The 22,408-nt window shown below is 41.9% G+C and carries 26 protein-coding genes and 1 riboswitch; of the genes, 16 read left to right on the top strand and 10 right to left on the bottom strand.

The features are described from left to right. Window positions 1–9: 9 nt before the first annotated feature. From MKX52_RS14935 to MKX52_RS14925, 3 genes are read right to left on the bottom strand one after another with little or no spacing between them, the layout of a single operon-like run. Window positions 10–1,131: a Ger(x)C family spore germination protein gene (locus MKX52_RS14935; RefSeq protein WP_342490946.1), complete on the bottom strand. Its 1,122-nt coding sequence runs from the start codon at window positions 1,129–1,131 to the stop codon at window positions 10–12. Next, window positions 1,128–2,222, bottom strand: coding sequence for an endospore germination permease (locus MKX52_RS14930; protein WP_119125344.1), 1,095 nt, complete (start codon window positions 2,220–2,222; stop codon window positions 1,128–1,130). The genes MKX52_RS14935 and MKX52_RS14930 overlap by 4 nt, the downstream gene beginning before the upstream one ends. Then, window positions 2,209–3,633, bottom strand: coding sequence for a spore germination protein (locus MKX52_RS14925; protein ID WP_088001311.1), 1,425 nt, complete (start codon window positions 3,631–3,633; stop codon window positions 2,209–2,211). Before MKX52_RS14925 ends, MKX52_RS14930 begins: the two co-directional genes overlap by 14 nt. A 114-nt stretch (window positions 3,634–3,747) precedes the next feature. Here MKX52_RS14925 and MKX52_RS14920 point away from each other — a divergent pair, with 114 nt between their 5' ends. Both MKX52_RS14920 and fumC read left to right on the top strand, forming a co-directional pair. Beyond that, entirely contained in the window at window positions 3,748–3,915 is a 168-nt protein-coding gene (locus MKX52_RS14920) for a YvzF family protein (RefSeq protein ID WP_003213147.1), read from the top strand. 89 nt (window positions 3,916–4,004) lie between these two features. Beyond that, window positions 4,005–5,399 (top strand): class II fumarate hydratase, encoded by a 1,395-nt coding sequence (gene fumC, locus MKX52_RS14915; protein WP_012011209.1) that lies wholly within the window; start codon window positions 4,005–4,007, stop codon window positions 5,397–5,399. A 79-nt stretch (window positions 5,400–5,478) separates the two neighbouring features. On the opposite strand, the gene MKX52_RS14910 is transcribed toward fumC, so the two are convergent. Beyond that, window positions 5,479–6,357, bottom strand: coding sequence for a TetR/AcrR family transcriptional regulator (locus MKX52_RS14910; RefSeq protein ID WP_342490945.1), 879 nt, complete (start codon window positions 6,355–6,357; stop codon window positions 5,479–5,481). A 192-nt stretch (window positions 6,358–6,549) separates the two neighbouring features. Here MKX52_RS14910 and spxO point away from each other — a divergent pair, with 192 nt between their 5' ends. Continuing rightward, entirely contained in the window at window positions 6,550–6,714 is a 165-nt protein-coding gene (spxO, locus tag MKX52_RS14905) for an anti-adapter protein SpxO (protein ID WP_012011207.1), read from the top strand. 20 nt (window positions 6,715–6,734) lie between these two features. Here spxO and MKX52_RS14900 read toward each other — a convergent pair whose 3' ends face one another. Continuing rightward, window positions 6,735–8,066 (bottom strand): HAMP domain-containing sensor histidine kinase, encoded by a 1,332-nt coding sequence (locus MKX52_RS14900; protein WP_342490944.1) that lies wholly within the window; start codon window positions 8,064–8,066, stop codon window positions 6,735–6,737. After that, entirely contained in the window at window positions 8,063–8,740 is a 678-nt protein-coding gene (locus MKX52_RS14895; RefSeq protein ID WP_003212732.1) for a response regulator transcription factor, read from the bottom strand. The genes MKX52_RS14900 and MKX52_RS14895 overlap by 4 nt, the downstream gene beginning before the upstream one ends. 336 nt (window positions 8,741–9,076) lie before the next feature. On the opposite strand from MKX52_RS14895, the gene MKX52_RS14890 reads away from it, so the two are divergent. Then, complete coding sequence (locus MKX52_RS14890) at window positions 9,077–10,447, top strand: trypsin-like peptidase domain-containing protein (RefSeq protein ID WP_012011204.1); 1,371 nt, start codon at window positions 9,077–9,079, stop codon at window positions 10,445–10,447. A 45-nt stretch (window positions 10,448–10,492) separates the two neighbouring features. Here the strand turns inward: MKX52_RS14890 and MKX52_RS14885 are convergent, their stop codons facing one another. Then, window positions 10,493–11,335, bottom strand: a complete 843-nt coding sequence (locus MKX52_RS14885; RefSeq protein WP_342490943.1) for an oxidoreductase — start codon at window positions 11,333–11,335, stop codon at window positions 10,493–10,495. A gap of 113 nt (window positions 11,336–11,448) precedes the next feature. On the opposite strand from MKX52_RS14885, the gene MKX52_RS14880 reads away from it, so the two are divergent. The 3 genes from MKX52_RS14880 (at window position 11,449) to MKX52_RS14870 (ending at window position 13,198) form a co-directional block, all read left to right on the top strand. Next, window positions 11,449–11,895 carry a YusW family protein gene (locus MKX52_RS14880; protein ID WP_186314373.1) on the top strand — a complete coding sequence of 149 codons (447 nt, stop codon included), beginning with the start codon at window positions 11,449–11,451 and terminating at the stop codon, window positions 11,893–11,895. A 148-nt stretch (window positions 11,896–12,043) separates the two neighbouring features. Further along, window positions 12,044–12,874, top strand: a complete 831-nt coding sequence (locus MKX52_RS14875) for an ABC transporter ATP-binding protein (RefSeq protein ID WP_003213584.1) — start codon at window positions 12,044–12,046, stop codon at window positions 12,872–12,874. A gap of 72 nt (window positions 12,875–12,946) precedes the next feature. Further along, window positions 12,947–13,198, top strand: a complete 252-nt coding sequence (locus tag MKX52_RS14870; RefSeq protein WP_144459544.1) for a YusU family protein — start codon at window positions 12,947–12,949, stop codon at window positions 13,196–13,198. A 33-nt stretch (window positions 13,199–13,231) separates the two neighbouring features. Here the strand turns inward: MKX52_RS14870 and MKX52_RS14865 are convergent, their stop codons facing one another. Genes MKX52_RS14865 through MKX52_RS14855 form a run of 3 tightly spaced genes read right to left on the bottom strand, consistent with a single transcriptional unit; the run spans window position 13,232 to window position 14,006 of the window. Further along, the gene (locus MKX52_RS14865; protein WP_012011198.1) at window positions 13,232–13,579 is read right to left on the bottom strand and encodes a spore coat protein; all 348 of its coding nucleotides are present in this window, start codon (window positions 13,577–13,579) and stop codon (window positions 13,232–13,234) included. An 11-nt stretch (window positions 13,580–13,590) separates the two neighbouring features. Continuing rightward, window positions 13,591–13,824, bottom strand: a complete 234-nt coding sequence (locus tag MKX52_RS14860; RefSeq protein WP_253602591.1) for a hypothetical protein — start codon at window positions 13,822–13,824, stop codon at window positions 13,591–13,593. 44 nt (window positions 13,825–13,868) lie between these two features. After that, window positions 13,869–14,006: a YuzL family protein gene (locus MKX52_RS14855; protein ID WP_003212904.1), complete on the bottom strand. Its 138-nt coding sequence runs from the start codon at window positions 14,004–14,006 to the stop codon at window positions 13,869–13,871. A 199-nt stretch (window positions 14,007–14,205) separates the two neighbouring features. Here MKX52_RS14855 and MKX52_RS14850 point away from each other — a divergent pair, with 199 nt between their 5' ends. The 9 genes from MKX52_RS14850 (at window position 14,206) to MKX52_RS14810 (ending at window position 22,086) form a co-directional block, all read left to right on the top strand. Continuing rightward, a complete protein-coding gene (locus MKX52_RS14850; protein ID WP_342490942.1) occupies window positions 14,206–16,593 on the top strand; it encodes a 3-hydroxyacyl-CoA dehydrogenase NAD-binding domain-containing protein in 2,388 nt (795 codons plus the stop codon). 12 nt (window positions 16,594–16,605) lie between these two features. Next, window positions 16,606–17,781, top strand: a complete 1,176-nt coding sequence (locus MKX52_RS14845; protein ID WP_342490941.1) for an acetyl-CoA C-acetyltransferase — start codon at window positions 16,606–16,608, stop codon at window positions 17,779–17,781. Between the two features lie 14 nt (window positions 17,782–17,795). After that, complete coding sequence (locus MKX52_RS14840) at window positions 17,796–19,577, top strand: acyl-CoA dehydrogenase family protein (RefSeq protein ID WP_342490940.1); 1,782 nt, start codon at window positions 17,796–17,798, stop codon at window positions 19,575–19,577. A gap of 171 nt (window positions 19,578–19,748) precedes the next feature. Further along, the gene (locus MKX52_RS14835; RefSeq protein ID WP_144457141.1) at window positions 19,749–20,105 is read left to right on the top strand and encodes an arsenate reductase family protein; all 357 of its coding nucleotides are present in this window, start codon (window positions 19,749–19,751) and stop codon (window positions 20,103–20,105) included. Between the two features lie 66 nt (window positions 20,106–20,171). Next, window positions 20,172–20,555 carry a glycine cleavage system protein GcvH gene (gcvH, locus tag MKX52_RS14830; protein WP_012011193.1) on the top strand — a complete coding sequence of 128 codons (384 nt, stop codon included), beginning with the start codon at window positions 20,172–20,174 and terminating at the stop codon, window positions 20,553–20,555. Between the two features lie 44 nt (window positions 20,556–20,599). Then, window positions 20,600–20,836, top strand: a complete 237-nt coding sequence (locus MKX52_RS14825) for a YusG family protein (RefSeq protein ID WP_034659913.1) — start codon at window positions 20,600–20,602, stop codon at window positions 20,834–20,836. Window positions 20,837–20,964: 128 nt separating this feature from the next. After that, the gene (locus MKX52_RS14820) at window positions 20,965–21,309 is read left to right on the top strand and encodes a toprim domain-containing protein (protein ID WP_034660691.1); all 345 of its coding nucleotides are present in this window, start codon (window positions 20,965–20,967) and stop codon (window positions 21,307–21,309) included. Between the two features lie 12 nt (window positions 21,310–21,321). Then, window positions 21,322–21,624: a thioredoxin family protein gene (locus MKX52_RS14815; RefSeq protein WP_012011190.1), complete on the top strand. Its 303-nt coding sequence runs from the start codon at window positions 21,322–21,324 to the stop codon at window positions 21,622–21,624. A gap of 120 nt (window positions 21,625–21,744) precedes the next feature. Then, window positions 21,745–22,086 (top strand): SCP2 sterol-binding domain-containing protein, encoded by a 342-nt coding sequence (locus MKX52_RS14810; protein WP_012011189.1) that lies wholly within the window; start codon window positions 21,745–21,747, stop codon window positions 22,084–22,086. 102 nt (window positions 22,087–22,188) lie between these two features. Beyond that, window positions 22,189–22,297: riboswitch (SAM riboswitch) on the top strand. Window positions 22,298–22,408 lie beyond the last annotated feature (111 nt).

Below are 22,408 nucleotides of genomic sequence, written 5' to 3'. Positions count from 1 at the left end.
TAACATACTCTATAAGGATTGTGTTGCGCCCTTAGTCCCGAAGTCACGGATTTTCACTTTTGCTTTGTAATGAATATCTGATTCACTAAAAATTTCATCCCAATGTTTTGCTTCTTTTCGAAAATCCTTCGGGTAGGCAATACTCGCCTTTTGATAGAACCCGCAAATATCTGCTTTGATCTCATGCTGTAATTCCTCGATAAAATCTTTCACATCACTCTCTAATCGACGTTTGACAACGCCTTCGATTTCTCGGAGATATTTTTCATTAAAAGCATTTTCACGTTCATTCCAATCTTCAGACAATCGTCCATCAAGCGTCACTGACACATCAAATTGGTATCTTCCACTTGCTGATTTATGGGTTTTGATATGATGCTTCATTTTGAAAATCTCAAAAGAATAGATGCTGTGATCATATTTAAATTCAATGACGCCGCCTTTTCCGTCGCCAGTTAACAAATTGTATGACTGAACCGCTAACGGAGAGATATTGGTGAGAAATCGTCTGTTCTTAATAATAGAGGCGCCGTCGAGTATCAATTTTCCTTGATCGACGCTAACTTTCGGAACCGCAAAGGATACATTGTTCTGCATGGCTGAAGAAATATCTCCTAATGAGACCGTTTTGAACATACGAATGGTCGTTTTTCTATTTTCTGAAAGGTCGTATAAGGTTGATGAGGCTGGCTGTCCGTCGTCATTGATTTTGAGCATGTCTCCAGGCTTCTCAGATGTCATAAAGACGAGGCTACCTCTTCGCGTTTCGTTGTCTCGAATGAATTGATTAATGACGAGATCGAAATTATTCTCATTGATGAGTTCCTCAGAAAATAAATACACCCTAAGCTGCTGCGCGAAAATGCGGTGGCTTTTTAGCGCCGTTGTGCGGAAAATTTGATGCATAGAATCCCCGCTCGTTTCAATGATTTTCGTAGGGTCTTTGACACTTGCTTCCTGATCAATCTTTTGAGGAACAAGGACTTGCATTGACAGCTTTAATTTATTTCCTTGGTCCCCTTTATCTACTGCAAATCCGATCGCCATGTTGAGCTCCTCAATATTTTTACTATCCCAGCAACCACTTAATAGAACCAGCGTCAAAAGAGCACAAGCTGCTTTCTTTTTCATGCTGTTTTCCGCCTCCTTTTGAAATAAACAATAAAAAATAAGAGAAACGGGAGAATACCGAACAGTAGGAAAAAGAGGTTGTTCACATAGGTTAAATAATCTCGCACTGTATCGACATCCTTTGGGAAAATAGCTGCAAAGTAAATGACAATTCCCATTAAAGCGAGGACGACCTTTTTAGGAAACTTCGTTAGTTTAGATACACCGATTGCAGCAAAAAATGTATACCCGACAAAGCTTGTATATAGCTGAACGAGCCAAACGATCAATAAAAAGGAGTCAATTCGTTCAATGAAAATCCCTTGAATATCAAAGGCTTGGAACAAGGCAATGGTCGGCCAAGTCAAAGTCGCCGTTTCTTTGACAGTCAACGCTCCAATCACAAGAATATAAGTGAAAATATAGATGATGGAAGGAATCAAAAAGCCGACGGTTCCATAAGCAAAGGTGTGTTTTTGCGTGTTCATATAAGCAGGCATAAACAGCATCATTTCAATGCCGACAAACGATATGGCTGATGCATTAAAGGAATTGAAGACAGGGGAGAATCCCTCTCCTAAAACGGGTCGAAGGTTATCTAACTTAAATTCTTGCAAGCTAAGTCCGTAAGCGACAAATAAGATGATGAGCGTCACAATCAGAATAAAAGGAAAAAGCCTCGCTAAATCACCAATCCCGCCAATCACAAGATAAAAACCAACCACAATAAAACTGATCATTGTCACCGCTACAGGTGTGTTTTGAAGCAGAAAGAATTTCACCATTTCCGACATCGCTCGAACTTCATAGCTGGCGACGCCAAGAAAATAAATAATAATCAAGAGGTTGGCAAGCGTGCCAATCCATTTTCCAAGTCCCTCATTCGTATAATCGTAATATGAGGAGAAGGGGACTTTTTTCATCATGAGGACATTCGCAAAAATAAACACAATGTAAATGACACTCATGAGTAAGAGTGCAATCCAGCCGTCAGGTGTAGCCGCAGCCTGAGCCATTGAACGTGGGAGAATCATCATACTCGCGCCTAGTGTTGTATTTGCAATAATGGCACTTGCCTGATAGCTTGATATCGACTCTTTATGATTGACCATCTCGTTCTCCTTTCTGTTGATTTTTTAAGGGCAATCGAATAATGGAATTGTCTTCGTTTTTATAGCTGAACACAAAATCTGGTGAGAAATACGGTGTGCCAAAACTTTTTTGCCGCGTGAGATGAGTAAGGAGTACGAGCATAAACAGCACAATCCCGTATAAACCGAAGGTAGCCGCAGCAAACATGGACACAAAGCGGAGCACGCGAAAGGACATGCCCATCCCATATTGAGGAACAGTAAAGGATGCAAGTGCAATGACACTCACGATAATCACCATAATCGAGCTGACAATATGTGCCTGAACGGCAGCTTGTCCAATAACAACGCCGCCAACAAGTCCGATCGTCTGACCAAGTGGATTTGGCAGCCTTAAGCCAGCTTCCCGCAGCAGTTCAATCGTTATTTCCATGATGAGAGCCTCGACAATGGGTGAAAAGGGGACATTTTCCCTTGTGCTCGAGATTGTTATCGCCAAAGTGGTTGGCAAAAGACCTTGATGGAATGACACAAGTGCAATATAAATGGCTGATAAAAATAACGTCAGAAAGATTGAGGTAAACCGCAGCATACGAATGAGTGAGGCAGCGATCCACCTTTCATAATAATCATCAGGTGATTGCATAATTGTCGCGAGCGAAGCAGGTACAACGAGCACAAAAGGTGAATGATCGACAAAGATGGCAACCCGGCCATTATTTAAAGCAGACGCCACTTTATCTGGCCTTTCTGTATTTTGAATTTGTGGAAAAGGAGAGTACACATTGTCTTCAATGAGCTCCTCAAGAACACCAGAGTCCTGTATATCATCAATGGTGACTTGCTTGAGCCGCTTTTTGACTTCCTTTAAAACAGGGACTTGTACGATACCGTCGATATACATGATGGTGACTTGAGTGTATTTCTGTAGACCAATCTTCATATCGACGGTTTTGACATCAGGATTTTTCAAGCGCTGTCTTACAAGCGCTAAATTCGTATTTAAATCTTCAATAAAGCCAATTTTGGGTCCTCTTACGACTGTTTCAGAGGTAGCATCCCCTAAACTGCGTTTCTTCGTTCCATTTGTTTCTAATATATAAGCATGCTTAAATCCGTTAATTAGCACTACGCAATGACCTTCAAAAATTGCATCAACCAATTCTTCAGAGGTCTTGACCGAACGAGTGGTCATCATGGATAAATTAGATTCGAGCTTCTCTTTCGTCAGAGACGTATGATCTTGGAGAAGCAGCTTTAAAAAGGTTTGAATCTCCATCTTTTTGTTCATTTCTTTTATGTATAAATAGTAAACAACTTGCCCGTGAGGCAGCGTTTTTTTCTCATGGACCAAATCATCCATTTCCTTTAATTGCGGGAGAATGACGGAGAGATTATCGTATAAGTGCTCTTTCAATGGAGTCTGATTCAAAAGGATCACCCGCCTCAAATAACTTTTTCTTAGCATTACCTGCTTGAAAAAACAATATTCTGTGTTACATTATTTTGTGGTAAAAGAAAGAATGAGGGTTTTGGAGGAAACAAGATGGCACAAATTCGTTTAGCAGGAACAAAAGAGGAGATTGACCGTATTCTACAGTCGTTTGACAAGCATTATGAAGTGACATATACATCAAAAGATTACGGAAAAACGAACCCAAAATACAAATATTCGAAAGATGTCCGCGTTTATATTGAACTAAAATTAAAATAAAGATAAAATTTTAATTGAAAACGCTTAAAGGATTTTGGTTTTTTGTATAGAATAGAGTTGAGTGTATAGAAGCTATGGAGGGATACATAATGACAGAATTTAGAATCGAAAAAGATACAATGGGCGAAATCAAGGTGCCAAAGGACAAGTTCTGGGGTGCACAAACACAACGAAGCAAAGAAAATTTCAAAATCGGTTCTGAGAAAATGCCAAAGGAAGTTGTGAATGCGTTTGCAATTTTGAAACGTAGCACAGCGATTGCCAACGAACGTCTTGGCAACCTTGAGAGCGAAAAAGCAGAAGCAATTGCTACTGTATGTGACGACATCATCAGCGGAAAGTATGACGAGCATTTCCCGCTTGTTGTATGGCAGACAGGTAGTGGAACACAAAGTAACATGAACATGAACGAAGTCGTTGCAAATAGAGCAACTGCTTACTTGAAAGATAAAAATAGTGAGTTCAGTATTCACCCGAATGATGACGTCAACCGCAGCCAAAGCTCAAATGACACATTCCCAACTGCTATGCACGTGGCAGCTGTTTTAGCTGTGTACAAAAAGTTATTACCTGCGATTGATCAATTAAGAGCCACTCTTGATGAGAAAGCAAAAGCCTATCAAGAGATTGTGAAAATCGGTCGTACGCATTTGCAAGACGCAACACCACTGACAGTAGGACAAGAAATTAGCGGCTGGGTGTACATGCTGGACCGTTCAAAAGAAATGATTCTAGAATCAACCGAAAAAATGAGAGAGCTTGCGATTGGCGGAACAGCTGTTGGTACAGGAATTAACGCCCATCCTGAGTTTGGTCAATATGTTGCTGAGGAAATCAGCAAGCTGACAGGTCAAAATTTCAATTCTTCACCAAACAAATTCCATGCGCTAACAAGCCATGATGAAATTACGTATGCACACGGTGCCCTAAAAGCACTTGCAGCTGATTTAATGAAAATTGCCAACGATGTGAGATGGCTAGCAAGTGGTCCTCGCTGCGGTATTGGCGAATTGATCATTCCTGAAAATGAGCCAGGAAGCTCTATTATGCCGGGTAAAGTCAACCCAACTCAAAGTGAAGCTTTAACAATGATTGCAGCACAAATTATGGGGAATGATGCAACGATCGGTTTTGCTGCCAGCCAAGGAAACTTTGAGCTGAACGTATTTAAGCCGGTCATCATCTATAACTTCTTACAATCAGTTGAATTACTTGCTGACGGTATGAACTCATTCCATGACAAGTGTGCAGTTGGAATCGAACCAAACCTAGAAACAATTGAGAAAAACTTGAACAATTCATTGATGCTTGTGACGGCACTTAACCCGCACATCGGATATGAAAATGCAGCGAAAATTGCAAAACTTGCTCATAAAGAAGGTTTAACGTTAAAAGAAGCAGCACTTCAATTAGAGCTGTTAACAGAAGAGCAGTTTGAAGAGTTTGTGAAACCAGAAGAAATGGTGACACCGAAAGCAAAATAAGAAACCAGGGGCGTTTGCCCCTGGTTTTTTCATTGAATGTGATGTGAACAAAAATAAAACCCAAGGAATGCCTTGGGTTTTACAAATGATCCTCTTTCAAAATACGCAAAAGTGATTCAGAGTGGGTCTGAAGAGGTGTGTATAATTTTAATTGATACAGCATGCCTTTCACGATGACTTGTCTAGGTTTCTGTTTGTTTAATTCATTTTCTAAAATGCCGAGAGCTTCAAATAAATCAGGCTCGTCTTTCACTTCATAGTGCGCTTCAGCCTGCTCTCTTAATTCTTTTAGAAGAGATTCTGTCAGCGGGTCGAATGACCTTTCATATATAGGACCAAACCAATCGCTCGCTTGATCTACAGAGATAAGCGGAAGATCATCTCGCTCCATCATACCGCCCATCAAATCATCGATACGGTGAATCATCGTTGCGGCAAGCTCCTCAGCCTCTAGCTGAAAATCATATAAAATCGCAAGCTCGAAATAAACGTGGCTCATGCCCTCAAACGTCAAACAAAGATCAGCGATATAAGGAATCGCTACATCTCCATATACCTGTTTAATGTTATCAATGTGAAGCTGAATGGTGGCAAGCCGGATTTGTTTTGCGAGCTGCTGCGTTTCTTCATTCATTGGCAGTGCTCGATCGCTTAGCTGCATTTTAATAAAATCCTTTTGCTGCAAAATATTATCGTAGTAGACAGTGAGCTGTTTACGGTAGGCTTCCTTTGGTGTGCCGCCCTCTGTTTGAACCTCATGAATCCGGGTAAATACCTTATCATAATAGTAATGCAAGATTGAAATGAGCAGTGCTTCCTTTGATTTAAAATAAAGATAAAAAGCACCCTTTGACATGTGGCATTCATCCGCAATTTCCTGAACAGACGTTGTATTGTAGCCTTTGCTGGCAAACAATTTCATGCCGGCCTCAATGATCATTTTCTCTTTCTTTTTCAATATGAATGTCATCCTTTCTTACCGAGAGACAAATGTCTTAGGAAACGTGCCCAAAGAGATGTGACTTATCGGTCATAAACGACGAAAGTTTTCAAAAATTAATCAGATTGTAACTTGTTTTTTACAGTGTAATTCTTTATATTATAAAGTAAGGTGACCAACTGGTCAAAATATGTGAAAGGATGATGTTCCATGAGAGAAATCGATGATATGATGAGACGCTTGAAAGCAAAAGGAATTCAAGTAGAAAAAGTCAAAATGCCGAAAGAGACAACCATTGAAAAGAAATGGATGTATCAAGCTGGCAAGAAAATCAAAGCCACATACCGTGATTTCAATGGGTATTCATTCATCTAAAAAAGACTGCGGTCAAAAACCTACAGTCTCTTCTTTGGAACCGTGATCGTATAACATACACCTAGATTATCATTTTCAATAGATATAGACGCTTGATGCATGGAGAGAATTTTTTTGACAATGCTTAATCCGATACCGAATTCGCCCTTTTTTCCCTTACTAAAAGGTTCGTATAGGTTGGATAGCATATGTTCTTCAATTGGAGGACCGTCATTACGAATGACAATGCGTATTTGATCCTCTTTCTGTTTCATTTGAATGTCAATTTTACTTTTTGCGTAGCGAAGTTGATTTTCTAGTACATTCTCAAATAATTTGCTCCATTGTTCTGGATCGCCTTCAAGAGCAGCCTCATCATCTAAGTCCACGTTCCACTGCAATTCATTTTTCGACCAACGTATTCGGTCGACCACTTCCAGCATCGTATTACTGAGCAGGAAGGAAGCATGTGCAGGGTGTTGATTTGATAAATAATCAAGCTTTGTTAAGTACAGCAAATCCTTGATTTTCTTCTCAAGCTTTTCCGCTTCACCTTCAATGACTTCCACCGTTTGTTCAAGATCTCCCTTAGGAAAAATACCATCTTTAATCGACTGCGTATAGCCGCGGATGACCATGACAGGTGTCTTTAAGTCATGTGAGATATTTTGCAAAAGAGTACGTTCTGTTTCATCCTTTTGAATGAGTTTTTGTCTCATTTCTTCAATGGTATGACCAAGCTTTCCGATTTCATCTTGCCGGTCAACGATGACAGGATCGTCCCAGTCTTCTTGTGCAATCCGCTTCACGTGCTTTTCAAACGCAACGATTGGACGGGATAAGTAGCGGGCAAGCCAAATCGATGGAATCCAGCTTAATAAAATAACGGTGCTCAAGATAAAGATCAGCTGTTTAAACAGTGTAAAAGACAGGTCGTCTCGATAAGAATCTGGCGCATAAGACAACAGAATATATTGTGAATTGTCTGTTGATACTTTTTTGATGACAAAAAAGATGTGCTGGCCATTCACTTCTTCAGAATAGCGTTTCGTTGCGCTTTTTTGTTTTTTTACAAAGGCTTGGATTTTCTCTATAAAAGCGTGCGGGAAAAATTGCGCCATTTGGTTTAATTCATCTGACGGAATTAGAATGTGCTGCACCGATCGGTTTTCCGGTGTCGACTTTGGCGAGCCGTCTCGGTTCAATGGATATTCTGTGAGCACCTGTTGTTCGTTTTCGATATTTCTATAAATTTCATTCGTGAAAAAGTTTCGTAATGTATTCGAAAATAGGATGATCAGGACAAGCGAGATGGTGAGCAAAATACCAGAGATGACGATCCAAATTTGAAAAGCGAGTGGTTTGTTCTTCATCCTTTTAGCATCCTGTAGCCAAATCCATAGATGGTCTCGACCTTTAAGTCGGGCATTTTTTTGCGCAATCGTCTGACAAGGTCATCCACCACACGATCTGTCCCGAAGTAATCGTGTCCCCAAATTTTGACGAGAATATCTTCACGAGAAAAAGCATGTCCTTGGTGATGTGTAAATAAAAGCAGCAAGTCAAATTCCTTAGAAGTTAAGTTAATGAGCTGATCTCCTTCATACACCTCTCTTACATCCTCATGAATGACATAGGAGGAGACGGGTGTGACACTTTGCTGCTGCGGAGTATCGCTGTTTTTGTATACAAGCTCAAGCAGCTTTTGTACCCGAATGATCAGCTCGCGCGGAAGAAATGGCTTCGCAATATAATCACTGCTTCCCAGCTCTAACCCAAGGACACGATCGATATCTGCATCGCGTGCTGAAATGAAAATGACCGGTACGTCAGGTGATGCGGCTTTAATTTCTTTAATCAGTGTGTAGCCATCAGTATCAGGCAGCATGATATCTAAAATCCATAGATGCGGCGGCTTGTTCATCGCTTCGCGTGCCGCTTCTCCGGTTAAAAAAGAGGAGACATTCCAATTTTCACTTTCTAAATATTTGGTTAAAAGTTCGTTTAAGTTTTGTTCATCTTCCACTAAATAAATGGTGTACGACAAAGTCTTCCACATCCTCTCAACGTCATTATAACGGGATACAAAGGCGGCATGTCAACAATCACATGCTTTTTTCACAATTTCACATATTCTTCTCATCATTATCCCATAATGTTTGTTTATGATAAGCTCAAGGGAAAAAAGGGCATAGACAAAAGGCAGTTCAATAGGTGCTTTTCACGAATGTGCGCACCTTGCTTTTTTTCTATGAATAAGTATTATATAATTTGACATATTGTCATGTAGTATCTTCAATGATGTTGCCATTAAGAGGACATGAGTCCTATCTACACATATGAATCAAGCAAGTCATGAACATGATGTAAAGGAGTGTAAGCGATGGATTTTCGAAGAGAAGATGAAGAGAAGAAGTTGAATCAACAAGAAGATGTACATCAAGAGAATGAGAAACAAATAGACGAACCTGAAAAAGAAAAGGAACTCGTTTTTCAACCTCATGAAAACGAAGCTTCTGCCACTCAGGAGAGTGTGACAAACCATTCTCCTCAAATGGGAGATGACCGTGCGTCGAAAAAGGAGAAAAAGCGGAAAGCAGCATGGCTCAGTCCGATCCTTGGAGGAATTATTGGCGGAGGCCTTGTGCTTGGCATTACACCGCTTTTGCCGCAGTCACAGGACACAGCCGCAAATAATCAAACGCAAACAGCGTCAAGTGAACCGGCGACCTCTGAGAATTTCTCAACAAAACAAATCACCAATGCCACGAATGTCTCTGATATGGTAGAAGATTTAGAGCCAACCATTGTGGGTGTCTCAAACTATCAAACTACTCAAAATTCGTTTGGCCTTAGCGGCGATTCAACAGAAGCTGAAGCTGGAACGGGTTCTGGTGTCATCTTTAAAAAAGATGGCAAAAAAGCATACATTATTACGAATAACCACGTAGTCGAGGGTGCCAATAAACTGAAGGTCACACTGTATGACGGAAAAACAAAAGATGCGAAGCTTGTCGGCAGTGACGTGATGACAGATTTAGCTGTTGTAGAAATCAATGCAGATGGCATTGATAAAGTGGCGAGCTTTGGTGATTCTTCTAAACTCCGTGCTGGAGACAAAGTGATCGCAATTGGGAACCCGCTTGGTGCCCAATTCTCTGGTACTGTGACAGAAGGAATTATTAGTGGTCTTGATCGTACAGTTGAAGCGAACACGTCATCTGGTACGGTGGAAATGAATGTACTGCAAACAGATGCAGCGATCAATCCAGGAAACAGCGGTGGACCGCTTATCAATACAGATGGTCAAGTCATCGGTATCAACAGCTTGAAAATTAGCGAAAGCGGTGTGGAATCACTCGGCTTTGCGATTCCAAGTAACGATGTCAAACCGATTGTAGATGAGCTGTTGAAAAACGGAAAGGTTGAACGTCCTTACCTTGGCGTACAAATGATTGACCTTGAGCAAGTGCCTGAAACGTATCAAGAAAATACACTTGGCCTCTTTGATAAACAAATCGGCAAAGGGATTTACGTAAAGGATGTATCAAAAGGATCACCTGCACAAAAAGCAGGCTTGAAGTCTGGAGATGTCATCATCAAGTTTAAAGGGAAAAACGTGGCGAACAGCTCTCAGCTAAAAGAAATTTTGTACAAAGAAACAAAAGTTGGCGATAAAACGACAATGACTGTTATTCGTGAAGGGAAAAACAAGAACTTAGATATTACTCTTGGGCAGTCTGAAACTGAATAAATGAAAAAACAGGTGGACGTTAAAGGTCTACCTGTTTTTTTATGCTTATTTTTTTGAAGAGAGTGTACGTAATATGATTTTTTCCCACATGCTCCAAGGTAAGAGCTGCTTTGCGGTAAATGATAGTCGCACTCCTTTCCCAATTGGATATCTCAGCTTTTTCAGCCGCTTCTTCTCGGCTAATCGAATCACAAGCTCTGCGACTTCACGCGGGTCCCCGTAGTTTGATTTTTGGGCATTGATATGAGCCATCATCTTTTGATAGAGGTGTATGTATTTTGAGCCTTCTTCTGGCTGGAACATGTGCTCGTTCATAGACGTGTTCCAAATGTTCGTTTGGAAAGAGCCTGGTTCGATTAAGGCTGCCTGTATACCGAACGAGGCCAGTTCAATGCGTAAGCTCTCTGTGTAGCCCTCTAAAGCAAACTTGGAGGATACATAAGGAGAAAGTGCGGGCATTCCCATTAATCCGCTGATGCTGCTCATATTGAATATCTTTGCACCATTTGTCATAAACGGAAGAACGGCTTGTGTTACTTCTATGACACCAAAAACATTGACATTAAATTGCTGGCGGAACGTATCAACAGGAACCTCTTCAGCAAAACCCGCATAGGCTGTTCCTGCATTGTTGACAAGCAAGGTAATGGGGGCGCAAGTATGTAGCTTTTTCTGAAATGCTTGAATCGACTGCGTGTCGGTCACATCTATTGCTTCAATATGTATCGCTTCGGATAAAGAGGCTTGCTCGATTTCTTCGGCAAGCTTTTTCGCATTGGCTTCCTGCCTGACACCTGCAATCACTGTATAGCCTTGTTTGGCGAGGCCTATCGTGATGAGCTTGCCAAAGCCGCTATTGGCACCAGTTACAATGGCTGTCCTTTTCATTATCTCGTACCTCCTTTTGTTTCAATTTACCATAGCCTGATCTTTTATTGAATAACGAAAAGAAGGATGGAGAAGAATAAAAAGCGATGATAAGAAATAGGAGGAAGCACATGATGTGTTGGAAGAAGGCGGGACAAATAGGAGTGCTGCTTTTTATGCTGTCTGGCTGCCAATCGATCGAGCCGCTTCAGCAAACAAAGGAAGCAGAAGCAGAGAGTCTCTCAGCGGTTCAAATGAAGGAACTTCCATTTGCGCATCTCCACCTGCATGTTCAATACGGGCAGAAAAGCGAATTATACGAAGCCACCTATCGTCAGGCAAAAGGCAAAGAAGAAGCACTGATTCGTGATCATATGAACGGTGTCCGCTATGAAGGTGAAGAAGCATTACGCGAGATGAAGATGAAGCTAAATGATATGTCTGTTCCTAGTGCGAAGATCAATGAAACGTATGTAAATGAGCTATTAGCTGCTTTTAATTTAGATGACGATTATCAGCGAATTCAAGTCGATATGAAGCTGGAAGATGGGACCAAACGTACATTCCAAAAGAAGAAGTGAAACGGAACTTTCTCATTTTTTAATTGAAAATGATTTTCAAAATCACTTAAATCTGATACACTAAATTGAGATAAGTGATCTTTTGCGTCTATAAATAGACGATATTTCATATAAAAAATTTGCATGAGAAAAGGAGCGTTTGAGCGGAATGAGTGCCATTTCTACTGAAGGTTTAAGCTTAGGCTACGGAGAAACAATGATCATAGATGAACTAAATGTATCGATCCCTAAGGGTGAAATCACAGTATTTATTGGCAGCAATGGATGCGGTAAATCCACGCTACTTCGCTCTTTGGCCCGTCTCATGAAGCCAATGGGTGGTTCTGTCCTGCTTGAAGGTCATTCCATTGCCAAATTACCAACAAAGGAAGTAGCGAAACAGCTTGCTATTCTTCCGCAAGGACCAGAAGCGCCAGAAGGATTAACCGTGCATCAGCTAGTGAAGCAAGGCAGATATCCTTATCAAAATTGGCTGAAGCAGTGGTCAAAGCAAGACGAGGAAGCAGTGAATCGTGCTTTGAAGTCAACGAAGATGGAAGACCTTGCTGATCGAACGGTCGATTCATTATCAGGTGGACAAAGGCAGCGTGCATGGATTGCGATGACGTTAGCGCAGGAGACGGATATCATTTTGTTAGATGAGCCGACGACGTATTTAGACATGACGCATCAAATTGAAATTCTTGACCTTCTGTTTGACTTAAATGAAAAAGAGCAGCGCACGATTGTCATGGTCCTTCATGACCTGAATCTCGCATGTAGATATGCTCATCACCTTGTAGCGATTAAAGACAAGACGATTTATGCAGAAGGAAGACCAGAAACGGTCATTAATTGTGATCTTGTGAAAAATGTCTTTGATATGAACTGCCAAGTGACAACAGATCCTTTATTCGGAACGCCATTATGTATTCCGCATGGCAGAGGACGCTGTATTGTGCAGCAAGCGCAAGCGGAGACATTTCTCGCTGCAAGATAATCGTATGTCAAAAGCCTGACATCTGTTACGTACAGAGTCAGGCTTTTTTCTAAAAAAAGGAGCGGAAGATCAATGGGAAATGAACTAGATGAAAAGCTGGAAGGCTTGCTTGAGAAATATACTGAGCTGCTGCTCGGCGAATCAACAGACGCACTGAAACAAGATGTGAAACAGTGGATCATCTATTCTCATATTGCAAAAAATATGCCGCCTCTAGCAAAGCACTTTAATGAAACGTATCCAGAGGCTAAGGATGAAATCAAAGAAATCATTCAGCGGATCAAATTAATGAACGAAGCTCATCGATCCAATCAAGACCGTTAAAAAAACTGCCAGTATAGTGCTGGCAGTTTTTCTTTATGACATCTGTGATGGTCCGTATGGAGATTGATCTGTCAGTGTTTGCTGGAACTTCTGGTGTGCCTGCTGGAGTTTTTGCTCTTCAGCGGCTTCAACAGAATACCAGCCATATCGGAACATGACATCATATAAATGTCTTTGTGTTTTCTGTGTTTCTAGCGCAATTCGCTGAATATCTTGGTAAAGGGATTCATGACTGAATTCGTTGAGCGCTGTGTTGTATCCGCTTGTCATATATTTTTCAGTCGACAAGAGATCTGTGACAAAATCACGATCATTCATGTTTGTTGTCGTGGGAACCGGAGTTTGAGGATTTCCGATTTTTTGTTGGTTTTGTTGTTCCATGTTTTTTCCTCCTATTGCATAAAGCCAGTAGACTGGCCTTGCCCTGAGCTGCCTAAATGCTGAAGAATTTGTGTGTAATGCTGATGGTGCATTTGGCCCACTTGGTTTAATTCTTGTTTCAATGTTTGGTCTTGGCAATGCTCAGCCATAAAGTGAGCCTTTTTCAAAGCGATCAAGTTCCAATTCAGCATATCCTCTAAGTACAAGGAATCCTTTACTGAAATGACTTGCGGGGGCATATTCATTTGCTGATTGTTCAAGGTGTATTCCTCCTTACAATTTTGTTTCCTTACTGATTCTTTTTATATTGCTGATTTTGACTGGTCTTTTTTCCGCCTAGGTCTGCTTCCTGTGATGGACCTGCGTTTCCTTTTACACTTGCAGCACTTACGCCTGCTTTCGATGGATTTTTCTTCAAACGAGACATGTGGACATCACCTCCATTCTTACAATGCCCTCTCCTCTTTAATTCATACGCCGTAAAATAAGGCACATGAGAATGTGTAAAATTTTGAAATCCGCTCTTGAACTGTTTCGGAAAATCTTTTAAGATAAAGAAAGAGGCATTGCTTTTTTTTGCACAAAAAATGAATGACTGTTCATTCAAAATGTTTAGGGGGATATTTATGGGCAAACATATTCGCAAGGCAGCTGTCATTGGTTCAGGTGTCATGGGCTCAGGCATTGCTGCGCATCTAGCCAATATCGGGATACCAGTCACATTGCTAGATATTGTGCCAAACGAACTGACAAAGGAAGAAACGGCAAAAAAGCGAACGCTTGATCACCCTAGTGTTCGGAATAGATTAAGTCAAGAAGCGATGAAAAAATTATTAAAGCAAAAGCCAGCACCTCTTACTTCAGCAAAAAACCTATCATACATCACACCGGGAAATCTCACAGACCACCTTTCCTTATTACATGACGCTGACTGGATTATTGAAGTCGTTACTGAAAAGCTCAGCATCAAAAAGCATGTATTCTCTCTCATCGACGAACACCGCAAAGAAGGCAGTATCGTATCAAGTAATACATCGGGAATTTCGGTTGAAAAAATGGCAGAAGGCCGATCAGAGGATTTTAAACGCCACTTTTTAGGCACACATTTTTTTAACCCAGCTCGTTATTTAAAGCTTTTAGAAATCATTCCTATTCAAGAAACAGATCCAGAAGTACTTCAATTTATGAAAACGTTTGGCGAGGATGTACTTGGGAAAGGCGTCGTTGAAGCGAAAGATACGCCGAATTTTATTGCCAATCGTATTGGTACTTATGGACTCCTTGTTACAGTGCGTGAAATGCTTGAAAACAAATACACCATTGGAGAGGTGGATTCGGTCACAGGACCTCTCATTGGAAGACCGAAAAGTGCGACCTTCCGTACACTTGATGTCGTAGGGCTCGACACGTTTTTCCATGTAGCCCGGAACGTATATGACCAAGTCGAAGGTAAGGAAAAAGATATTTTTCAGCTTCCTGAGTTTATTGAAAGAATGCTTGAAAAAGGATGGATTGGTAGCAAGGCAGGGCAAGGGTTTTATCAAAAAAATGGAAAGGTCATTTTGGAAATTGATCCTGTGACGCTCACATACGGAGAACGAACGAAGCTCAAAGATCCAGGCATTGAGATGGCAAAGCAGCAAAAGGGAACGAAAGCGAAATTGAAAGCGCTTATTTATCAGGATGGGCGTGCAGGCCAATTGCTCTGGAACATGACGGCACCTGTGCTCCTTTATTCAGCTCAGTTAACAGGCGAAATTGCAGATGATATTCAGTCCATTGATAACGCAATGAAATGGGGATTTGGCTGGCAGCACGGTCCGTTTGAGCTCTGGGATGCAATTGGTGTGAAAAAAGCAGTCGAGCGCATGGAAGCAGAAGGTCACAGCATCCCGCAGTGGGTGCAAGACATGCTGTCAGAAGGACACGACACATTCTATCAAGAGAATGCAGATGGAGAGCGCTCGTTTTATCACAACGGGGCTTATGAACAGGAAAAAGGAAACGAAAAGAATATTTCCTTAGCGAGATTGAAAAAGAAACACGGCGTTATTTTTAAAAATGCTGGTGCGAGCTTGATTGATATCGGTGACGATGTCGCCTTGCTCGAATTTCACTCCAAAAGCAATGCCATTGGACTAGATGTCATTGACATGATCAATCGCGCTGTCGATGAGGTGGAACAGAATTATAGAGGGCTTGTCATCGGAAACCAAGGCAAGAACTTCTGTGTTGGTGCCAACCTTGCGTTGATTTTAATGGAAGCACAGGACGATAATTTCTTTGAAATTGACTTTGTGATCCGCCGCTTCCAGCAGGCAATGATGAAGGTGAAATATAGCGACCGTCCAGTCGTTGCTGCACCGTTCGGTATGACACTCGGAGGCGGAACAGAGGTTTGTCTGCCGGCCGCAGCTATTCAGGCGTCCAGTGAAGCGTACATGGGTCTTGTCGAAGCGGGAGTTGGGCTGATTCCAGGCGGCGGTGGAAACAAAGAATTATATCTTCGCCATCTGCAAGGGTCAGCTAAGCCGTCAGAGACCGCTATACAAGATGCCACGCTGAAAACATTTGAAACCATTGCAATGGCTAAAGTATCCACTTCGGCAGAGGAAGCGCGGGATATGAACATGCTGCGCGCGAGTGACCGAATCAGTATGAACGGTGATCACCTGATCTATGATGCGAAACAACTTGTGCTCTCTCTTGATGAAGCAGGTTATCGTGCGCCGCTCAAGCAAAAGGTGCCCGTCATGGGAGAAACAGGCTATGCAGCAATGATATTGGCGGCTGAAAATATGAGATTGTCTGGATACATTTCAGAGCATGACATGACCATTGTTAAAAAATTAGCTCATGTTATTTCCGGCGGAAAACTGCCATTTGGAACAGAGGTAGAGGAGCAATACTTATTAGAGCTTGAAAGAGAAGCATTTTTAAGTCTTGTAGGAGAAGTAAAATCACAAGCACGCATGCAGCACATGCTCGTCAAAGGAAAACCTTTACGTAACTAAGGGGGAGTCAAAATGAGAGAAGCAGTCATTGTCGCTGGCGCAAGAACACCAGTAGGGAAGGCGAAAAAAGGATCGTTAAAACATTTTCGGCCTGATGATATGGGCGCATTGTGTGTAAAAGAAACATTAAAGCGTGCTGGTGATTACGACGGACAGATAGATGATTTGATCATCGGATGTGCGACACCAGAAGCGGAGCAGGGGTTAAATGTGGCTCGGAATATTGGAGCGTTAGCAGGACTTCCGTATACAGTCCCTGCCATCACCATTAACCGCTACTGTTCATCTGGTCTTCAGTCCATCGCTTATGCGGGTGAACGAATCATGCTCGGTCAGGCAGAAACAATCTTAGCCGGTGGAGTCGAATCAATGTCACAAGTACCAATGATGGGTCATTCCATTCGTCCGAATGCTCATTTGGCAGAGCAAGCACCTGAATACTATATGAGCATGGGCCACACGGCAGAGCAGGTGGCGCAAAAGTATCAGGTCACTCGTCAAGATCAGGACGCCTTTGCGGTAAGAAGTCATCAAAAGGCAGCCAAAGCATTACAGGAAGGAAAGTTTTCAGATGAAATTGTATCCGTTGATGTAACAGAGCGGCGGGTAGGGGAGCAATTTCAATTAGAAGAACATCAATTCACGTTCTCACAGGATGAAGGCGTAAGAGCGGGGACAACGGAAGAGATTCTTTCCACTTTGCGTCCGGCTTTTTCAACAAAAGGCACGGTGACCGCAGGGAACTCTTCACAAACAAGTGACGGAGCTGCGTGTGTGATGATGATGGATCGTGAGAAAGCATCCTCACTTTCCCTTCAGCCGCTCGCCAAGTTCAGAGCGTTTGCTGTTGGTGGTGTACCGCCTGAAGTGATGGGGATCGGTCCAATTGAAGCCATTCCACGTGCGCTGAAAATCGCTGGACTTGAGCTGAAGGATATCGGACTGTTTGAATTAAACGAAGCGTTTGCCTCTCAGGCCATTCAAGTCATTCGTCATTTAGGAATTGATGAAGAGAAAGTGAATGTCAATGGCGGGGCAATCGCACTAGGACATCCGCTCGGCTGTACAGGAACGAAATTGACACTGTCACTCATTCATGAAATGAAACGGCGAAACGAGCAATTTGGCATCGTCACAATGTGTATCGGCGGGGGCATGGGAGCAGCAGGAATTTTTGAATTGATCTAAAGGGGGAAAACAGAATGAAAGCAATGGAAGAGGTAAAAAAGGGTGGAAGCTTCTTAATTGATGAGACGAATTATGAGCATATCTTTACACCAGAGGATTTCTCTGATGAGCATCAAATGATTGGAAAGACAACAGAGGATTATATTTTACAAGACGTTGTTCCATATATAGATCAAATTGAAAAGCATGAATTTGAGCATTCCGTCAGGCTTCTTAAAAAGGCTGGAGAGCTTGGGCTGCTAGGAGCCGACGTGCCTGAAGAATTCGGAGGGCTTGGATTAGATAAAATCAGTTCAGCTATTATTACCGAGAAATTCTCCAGAGCAGGGAGCTTCTCGCTTTCCTATGGCGCCCATGTCGGCATTGGATCTCTGCCAATCGTACTGTTCGGAAACCAAGCGCAAAAGGAAACGTATCTGCCAGGACTTGCTTCTGGAGAAACGATAGCGGCGTATGCCCTAACTGAACCAGGATCAGGCTCTGACGCTCTTGGAGCAAAGACAACTGCGGTGTTAAATGAAGCCGGAACCCATTATGTGTTGAATGGGGAAAAACAGTGGATCACAAACTCCGCATTTGCCGACGTCTTTGTCGTATATGCGAAAATTGATGGTGAACACTTCTCTGCTTTTATCGTAGAAAAGGATTTCCCTGGTGTCAAAACGGGACCTGAAGAGAAAAAGATGGGCATTAAAGGGTCCTCAACGAGAACGTTAATCCTTGAGGATGCTCAAGTGCCAAAAGAGAATTTACTAGGTGAGGCTGGCAGAGGTCATGTCATTGCCTTTAACATTTTAAATATCGGACGCTACAAGCTGGCTGTCGGGACAGTTGGCGCGTCAAAACGTGTCATTCAATTATCGGCAGAATACGCAAACCAGCGTAAGCAATTCCAAACGCCCATTTCTCGATTTAGCTTAATTGGTGAAAAAGTAGCCAACATGTCGGCAAAGCTCTATGCGATGGAAAGTGCTGTTTACCGCACAGTCGGATTATTTGAACAGCGTATGGGTCTATTAAGTGAAGAAGACCAAAAGGACGGCAAACAAATTGCCCAGTCCATTGCAGAATATGCCATTGAATGCTCTCTTTGTAAAGTGCTTGGCTCTGAAACTTTAGACTATATTGCGGATGAGGGTGTGCAGATTCACGGCGGATATGGATTCATGCAAGAATACGAGGTCGAAAGAGCCTATCGTGACTCCCGGATTAACCGTATTTTTGAAGGGACAAACGAAATCAACCGTCTGCTAGTCCCAGGCACATTCCTGAAGAAAGCGATGAAGGGAGAGCTTCCGCTTCTTCAAAAGGCGCAAACCTTACAGGAAGAGCTCATGATGATGATGCCGGAAGAGCCGGGTGATCAGCCGCTCGATCAAGAAAAATATTTGCTTGCCCATGCGAAAAAGATCGCCTTAATGGTATCTGGAATGGCGGCGATGAAGTATGGAAAAGCGTTAGACAAAGAGCAAGAGATTCTTGTGAACATAGCGGATATCGTCAATGAAATTTTTGCTGCTGAATCGGCGATTCTGCGTACTGAAAAGGCAATCGCTGCATCAGGGCTAGATAAGAATAATCAAAAGCTTGCTTACACACAAATATTCACGCAGGAGGCCTTCTTAAAAATTGAAGCCCATGCAAAAGAATCCTTAATCGCGATGGAAGAAGGAGATGCACTCCGCATGAGTCTTTCAGCTCTTCGCAAACTGACAAGATTCACCCCGATCAATGTCATCGCCAAAAAGCGCGAAGTGGCGAAACGAATCTTTGAAGTAGAGAAATATATCGTATAAGACGGCTGAAATTTGCGGATATCATTCCGCACCTCAGATTGTTGACAAAGGGCTAAAATGATCTTTATTTTAGCCCTTTGTCTTCTTTCTGCACCTTTTTGTAAGCATACATTTAGGTTTTTAAAATATTTTGTGATAAAATGTTGTCACTATTTGCAGGAGGTGAAAATGGTGGCTTTAGATTTTTATGAATACCCATCTTGCGGTACATGCCGAAAAGCAAAAAAATGGCTGGAAGAACACAATAAAGACATCAACAGCATACATATCGTCGAAGAGACGCCTAATAAAGAAACATTAAAAGCCCTTTACGAAAAAAGCGGCTTAGAGTTGAAGAAGTTCTTTAATACAAGTGGACAGAAATACCGAGAGCTACAGCTGAAAGATCAACTTCCTGCAATGTCAGAGGACGAGCAGCTAGAATTACTCGCATCTAATGGAATGCTGATCAAGCGTCCGATTACAACAGACGGTAAACGAGTCACGATTGGATTTAATGAAGATACATTTAAAAGCGTCTGGAAATGATGTAACTTTCATTCAGATTGTGGTATCTTCAATATAGATTGAAAGAAAAGACTGGAGGGGTATTGAATGAGCACACCAAAAGATTTACGTTATTCAGAAGAACATGAATGGGTCAAAGTAGAAGGGGAAAAGGTGCGTATCGGTATTACGCATTTTGCTCAATCTGAGCTAGGCGATATCGTGTTCGTTGAGCTTCCTGAAGTAGGAGACAAAATTACAGCGGACGAGCCTTTCGGAAGTGTAGAATCAGTGAAAACAGTTTCTGAGCTTTACGCACCGATCAACGGTACAATTGTTGAAGTGAACGATGAGCTGGATGACAGCCCTGAATTCGTCAACGACTCTCCATACGAAAAAGCATGGATGATCGTGGTAGAGCCAGCTGATACATCTGAAATTGAGAACTTGATGACTGCTGAGCAATATGAAGAAATGACAAAAGAAGACTAATTCACGTGAAATTGGACACTCTACCTTTATGGGGGGTGTCCAATTTGTCTTTTCAAAAAGAACAGGTGGATATAACAGATCATGTCACAGGGCGATTCAAAGAAAGCGGCATGGTGCTGTATCATCAAAATGAAGAGATTGGCACGATGATTAGTGAAAACCAATATGAGTTAAAATCAGGTTATTCCTATGATCAAAATCGTTTTTATCGTCTGACGGATACATTGACCCACGGGACAGAAAAATATGTAGACTGTGATGATGAAAATGGCTGGTGCTAATCACAGATGAGGCTGCAGTGAGCATAAGCTGCAGTCTTTTTAGTGCAAGTGCCCAATCTTTACAACCTCGATGAAAGATTGTAATCTAAGGGAGAACTGAACAATGTCAAAAGGGCCGGGTGATCGTGATGAATGTAGAGGTAGAAAAGGTCATCATAGTAGAAGGTAAAACAGACAAACAAAAGCTAAAAGAAGTCATAAGTGAACCTGTTACCATCATTTGCACCAATGGCACGATCAGTACATCGAAGCTGGATCAGCTCGTAGACGAATTATTGGGGAAAGACGTTTACATATTAGCAGACAGTGACGATGCAGGCGACAAACTGCGGAAGCAATTTCGAAAAGAATTCCCTGAAGCGCTTCATCTTTTTGTCGACAGAACGTACCGCGAAGTGGCCGCTTCACCGTCAGCCCACATTGCATCTATCCTATTAGCTGCAAACATTGATGTTCATTCGAAATATTTATGAGGGTGGACGTATATGAAAGAGATTGAAGAACATGATTTCAAGGAAATAAAGGACGATTTATTTCTTTTATACTTATATACACCGTTTTGCGGAACATGCCAGCTGGCAAAGAAAATGCTTGCGGTCGTAGACACCATGCAGCCGGATGTACCTTTTTACGAAAATAACTTAAACTACTCACCAGGCTTTGCGAAGGCTTTTGAGATCGAAAGCGTTCCTTGCTTTCTACTGTTTAAAAAAGGCGAACTGGTGCAAAAAGGCTATGCCTTTCACTCTGTTCCATATCTTCATGAAATGATTGAAACCGCTAAATAAAGCGGTTTTTTGTCATATTTCAAGCAATTCATCTGAAAATTTGTCGAGTTATTTATAAAGGACAAGGGAATGTTTGTAGAGAAATGTTATGTATAACCAAATGACAGGGAGGTTATACATGTGGAAAAAGTGAAAACCCATGGTAACAAAGGGCAGCGCTTATTGCTAAAACCGCTGCTCTCATCATCATCCTTGAAGATTACATTTGAGGCGGAAACTGACTCTTGTACATTGATTGTGGATGAGCGTGGTGAAGTGAAGAAACTACCTGCAATTGAGTTATCGGATCTCATCTTTTATGGTGAGAGAAAAGAAATACTACAATTATTAGATGGAGATATGTCCTTACAGCAGTTAATTAGCAGGGGACAAGTGAAAGTAAAAGGGTCATTCCGCGCGCTCCTAAGACTAGAGGCGGTGCTCTGGCTGACGAACGGTTTTTTTCGAAAAATGATAACGTAGTCGTTTACTAGGAAATTAGCGATTTACAGCGTTGACATATCTCGGGTAGCATGATATTCTACGTTAGTAAAAACATGAACATCACATAAAACAACATATTTTCTCTTATTAAGAGAGGTGGAGGGACGTGCCCTATGAAACCCGGCAACCGTCAGCATAGCTGAAATTGGTGCCAATTCACTCAAAGCCGCAATGCTTTGAAAGATGAGAGAAAGGCGTATTGAACATAAAAGGCCTTTCTGCTTGCATTGCAGTTGGGTCTTTTTTACTGACCTCAAGCCAGGCGCGGAGCATGGCATCAGGAAGAATAAATAATGTATGT

The organism is Bacillus sp. FSL R5-0422 (assembly GCF_038610765.1).
Classification (GTDB): Bacteria; Bacillota; Bacilli; order Bacillales; family Bacillaceae; genus Bacillus; species Bacillus pumilus_O.
This window is presented reverse-complemented; position numbering and strand designations above follow the sequence as displayed.

Excerpts from the sequence above, each read along its gene's own strand:
- MKX52_RS14935 (WP_342490946.1), bottom strand. The coding sequence starts at position 1,131 with ATGAAAAAGAAAGCAGCTTGTGCTCTTTTGACGCTGGTTCTATTAAGT.
- MKX52_RS14930 (WP_119125344.1), bottom strand. The coding sequence starts at position 2,222 with ATGGTCAATCATAAAGAGTCGATATCAAGCTATCAGGCAAGTGCCATT.
- MKX52_RS14920 (WP_003213147.1), top strand. The coding sequence starts at position 3,748 with ATGGCACAAATTCGTTTAGCAGGAACAAAAGAGGAGATTGACCGTATT.
- fumC (WP_012011209.1), top strand. The coding sequence starts at position 4,005 with ATGACAGAATTTAGAATCGAAAAAGATACAATGGGCGAAATCAAGGTG.
- spxO (WP_012011207.1), top strand. The coding sequence starts at position 6,550 with ATGAGAGAAATCGATGATATGATGAGACGCTTGAAAGCAAAAGGAATT.
- MKX52_RS14900 (WP_342490944.1), bottom strand. The coding sequence starts at position 8,066 with ATGAAGAACAAACCACTCGCTTTTCAAATTTGGATCGTCATCTCTGGT.
- MKX52_RS14890 (WP_012011204.1), top strand. The coding sequence starts at position 9,077 with ATGGATTTTCGAAGAGAAGATGAAGAGAAGAAGTTGAATCAACAAGAA.
- MKX52_RS14885 (WP_342490943.1), bottom strand. The coding sequence starts at position 11,335 with ATGAAAAGGACAGCCATTGTAACTGGTGCCAATAGCGGCTTTGGCAAG.
- MKX52_RS14880 (WP_186314373.1), top strand. The coding sequence starts at position 11,449 with ATGTGTTGGAAGAAGGCGGGACAAATAGGAGTGCTGCTTTTTATGCTG.
- MKX52_RS14875 (WP_003213584.1), top strand. The coding sequence starts at position 12,044 with ATGAGTGCCATTTCTACTGAAGGTTTAAGCTTAGGCTACGGAGAAACA.
- MKX52_RS14870 (WP_144459544.1), top strand. The coding sequence starts at position 12,947 with ATGGGAAATGAACTAGATGAAAAGCTGGAAGGCTTGCTTGAGAAATAT.
- MKX52_RS14865 (WP_012011198.1), bottom strand. The coding sequence starts at position 13,579 with ATGGAACAACAAAACCAACAAAAAATCGGAAATCCTCAAACTCCGGTT.
- MKX52_RS14860 (WP_253602591.1), bottom strand. The coding sequence starts at position 13,824 with ATGAATATGCCCCCGCAAGTCATTTCAGTAAAGGATTCCTTGTACTTA.
- MKX52_RS14855 (WP_003212904.1), bottom strand. The coding sequence starts at position 14,006 with ATGTCTCGTTTGAAGAAAAATCCATCGAAAGCAGGCGTAAGTGCTGCA.
- MKX52_RS14850 (WP_342490942.1), top strand. The coding sequence starts at position 14,206 with ATGGGCAAACATATTCGCAAGGCAGCTGTCATTGGTTCAGGTGTCATG.
- MKX52_RS14845 (WP_342490941.1), top strand. The coding sequence starts at position 16,606 with ATGAGAGAAGCAGTCATTGTCGCTGGCGCAAGAACACCAGTAGGGAAG.
- MKX52_RS14840 (WP_342490940.1), top strand. The coding sequence starts at position 17,796 with ATGAAAGCAATGGAAGAGGTAAAAAAGGGTGGAAGCTTCTTAATTGAT.
- gcvH (WP_012011193.1), top strand. The coding sequence starts at position 20,172 with ATGAGCACACCAAAAGATTTACGTTATTCAGAAGAACATGAATGGGTC.
- MKX52_RS14820 (WP_034660691.1), top strand. The coding sequence starts at position 20,965 with ATGAATGTAGAGGTAGAAAAGGTCATCATAGTAGAAGGTAAAACAGAC.
- MKX52_RS14815 (WP_012011190.1), top strand. The coding sequence starts at position 21,322 with ATGAAAGAGATTGAAGAACATGATTTCAAGGAAATAAAGGACGATTTA.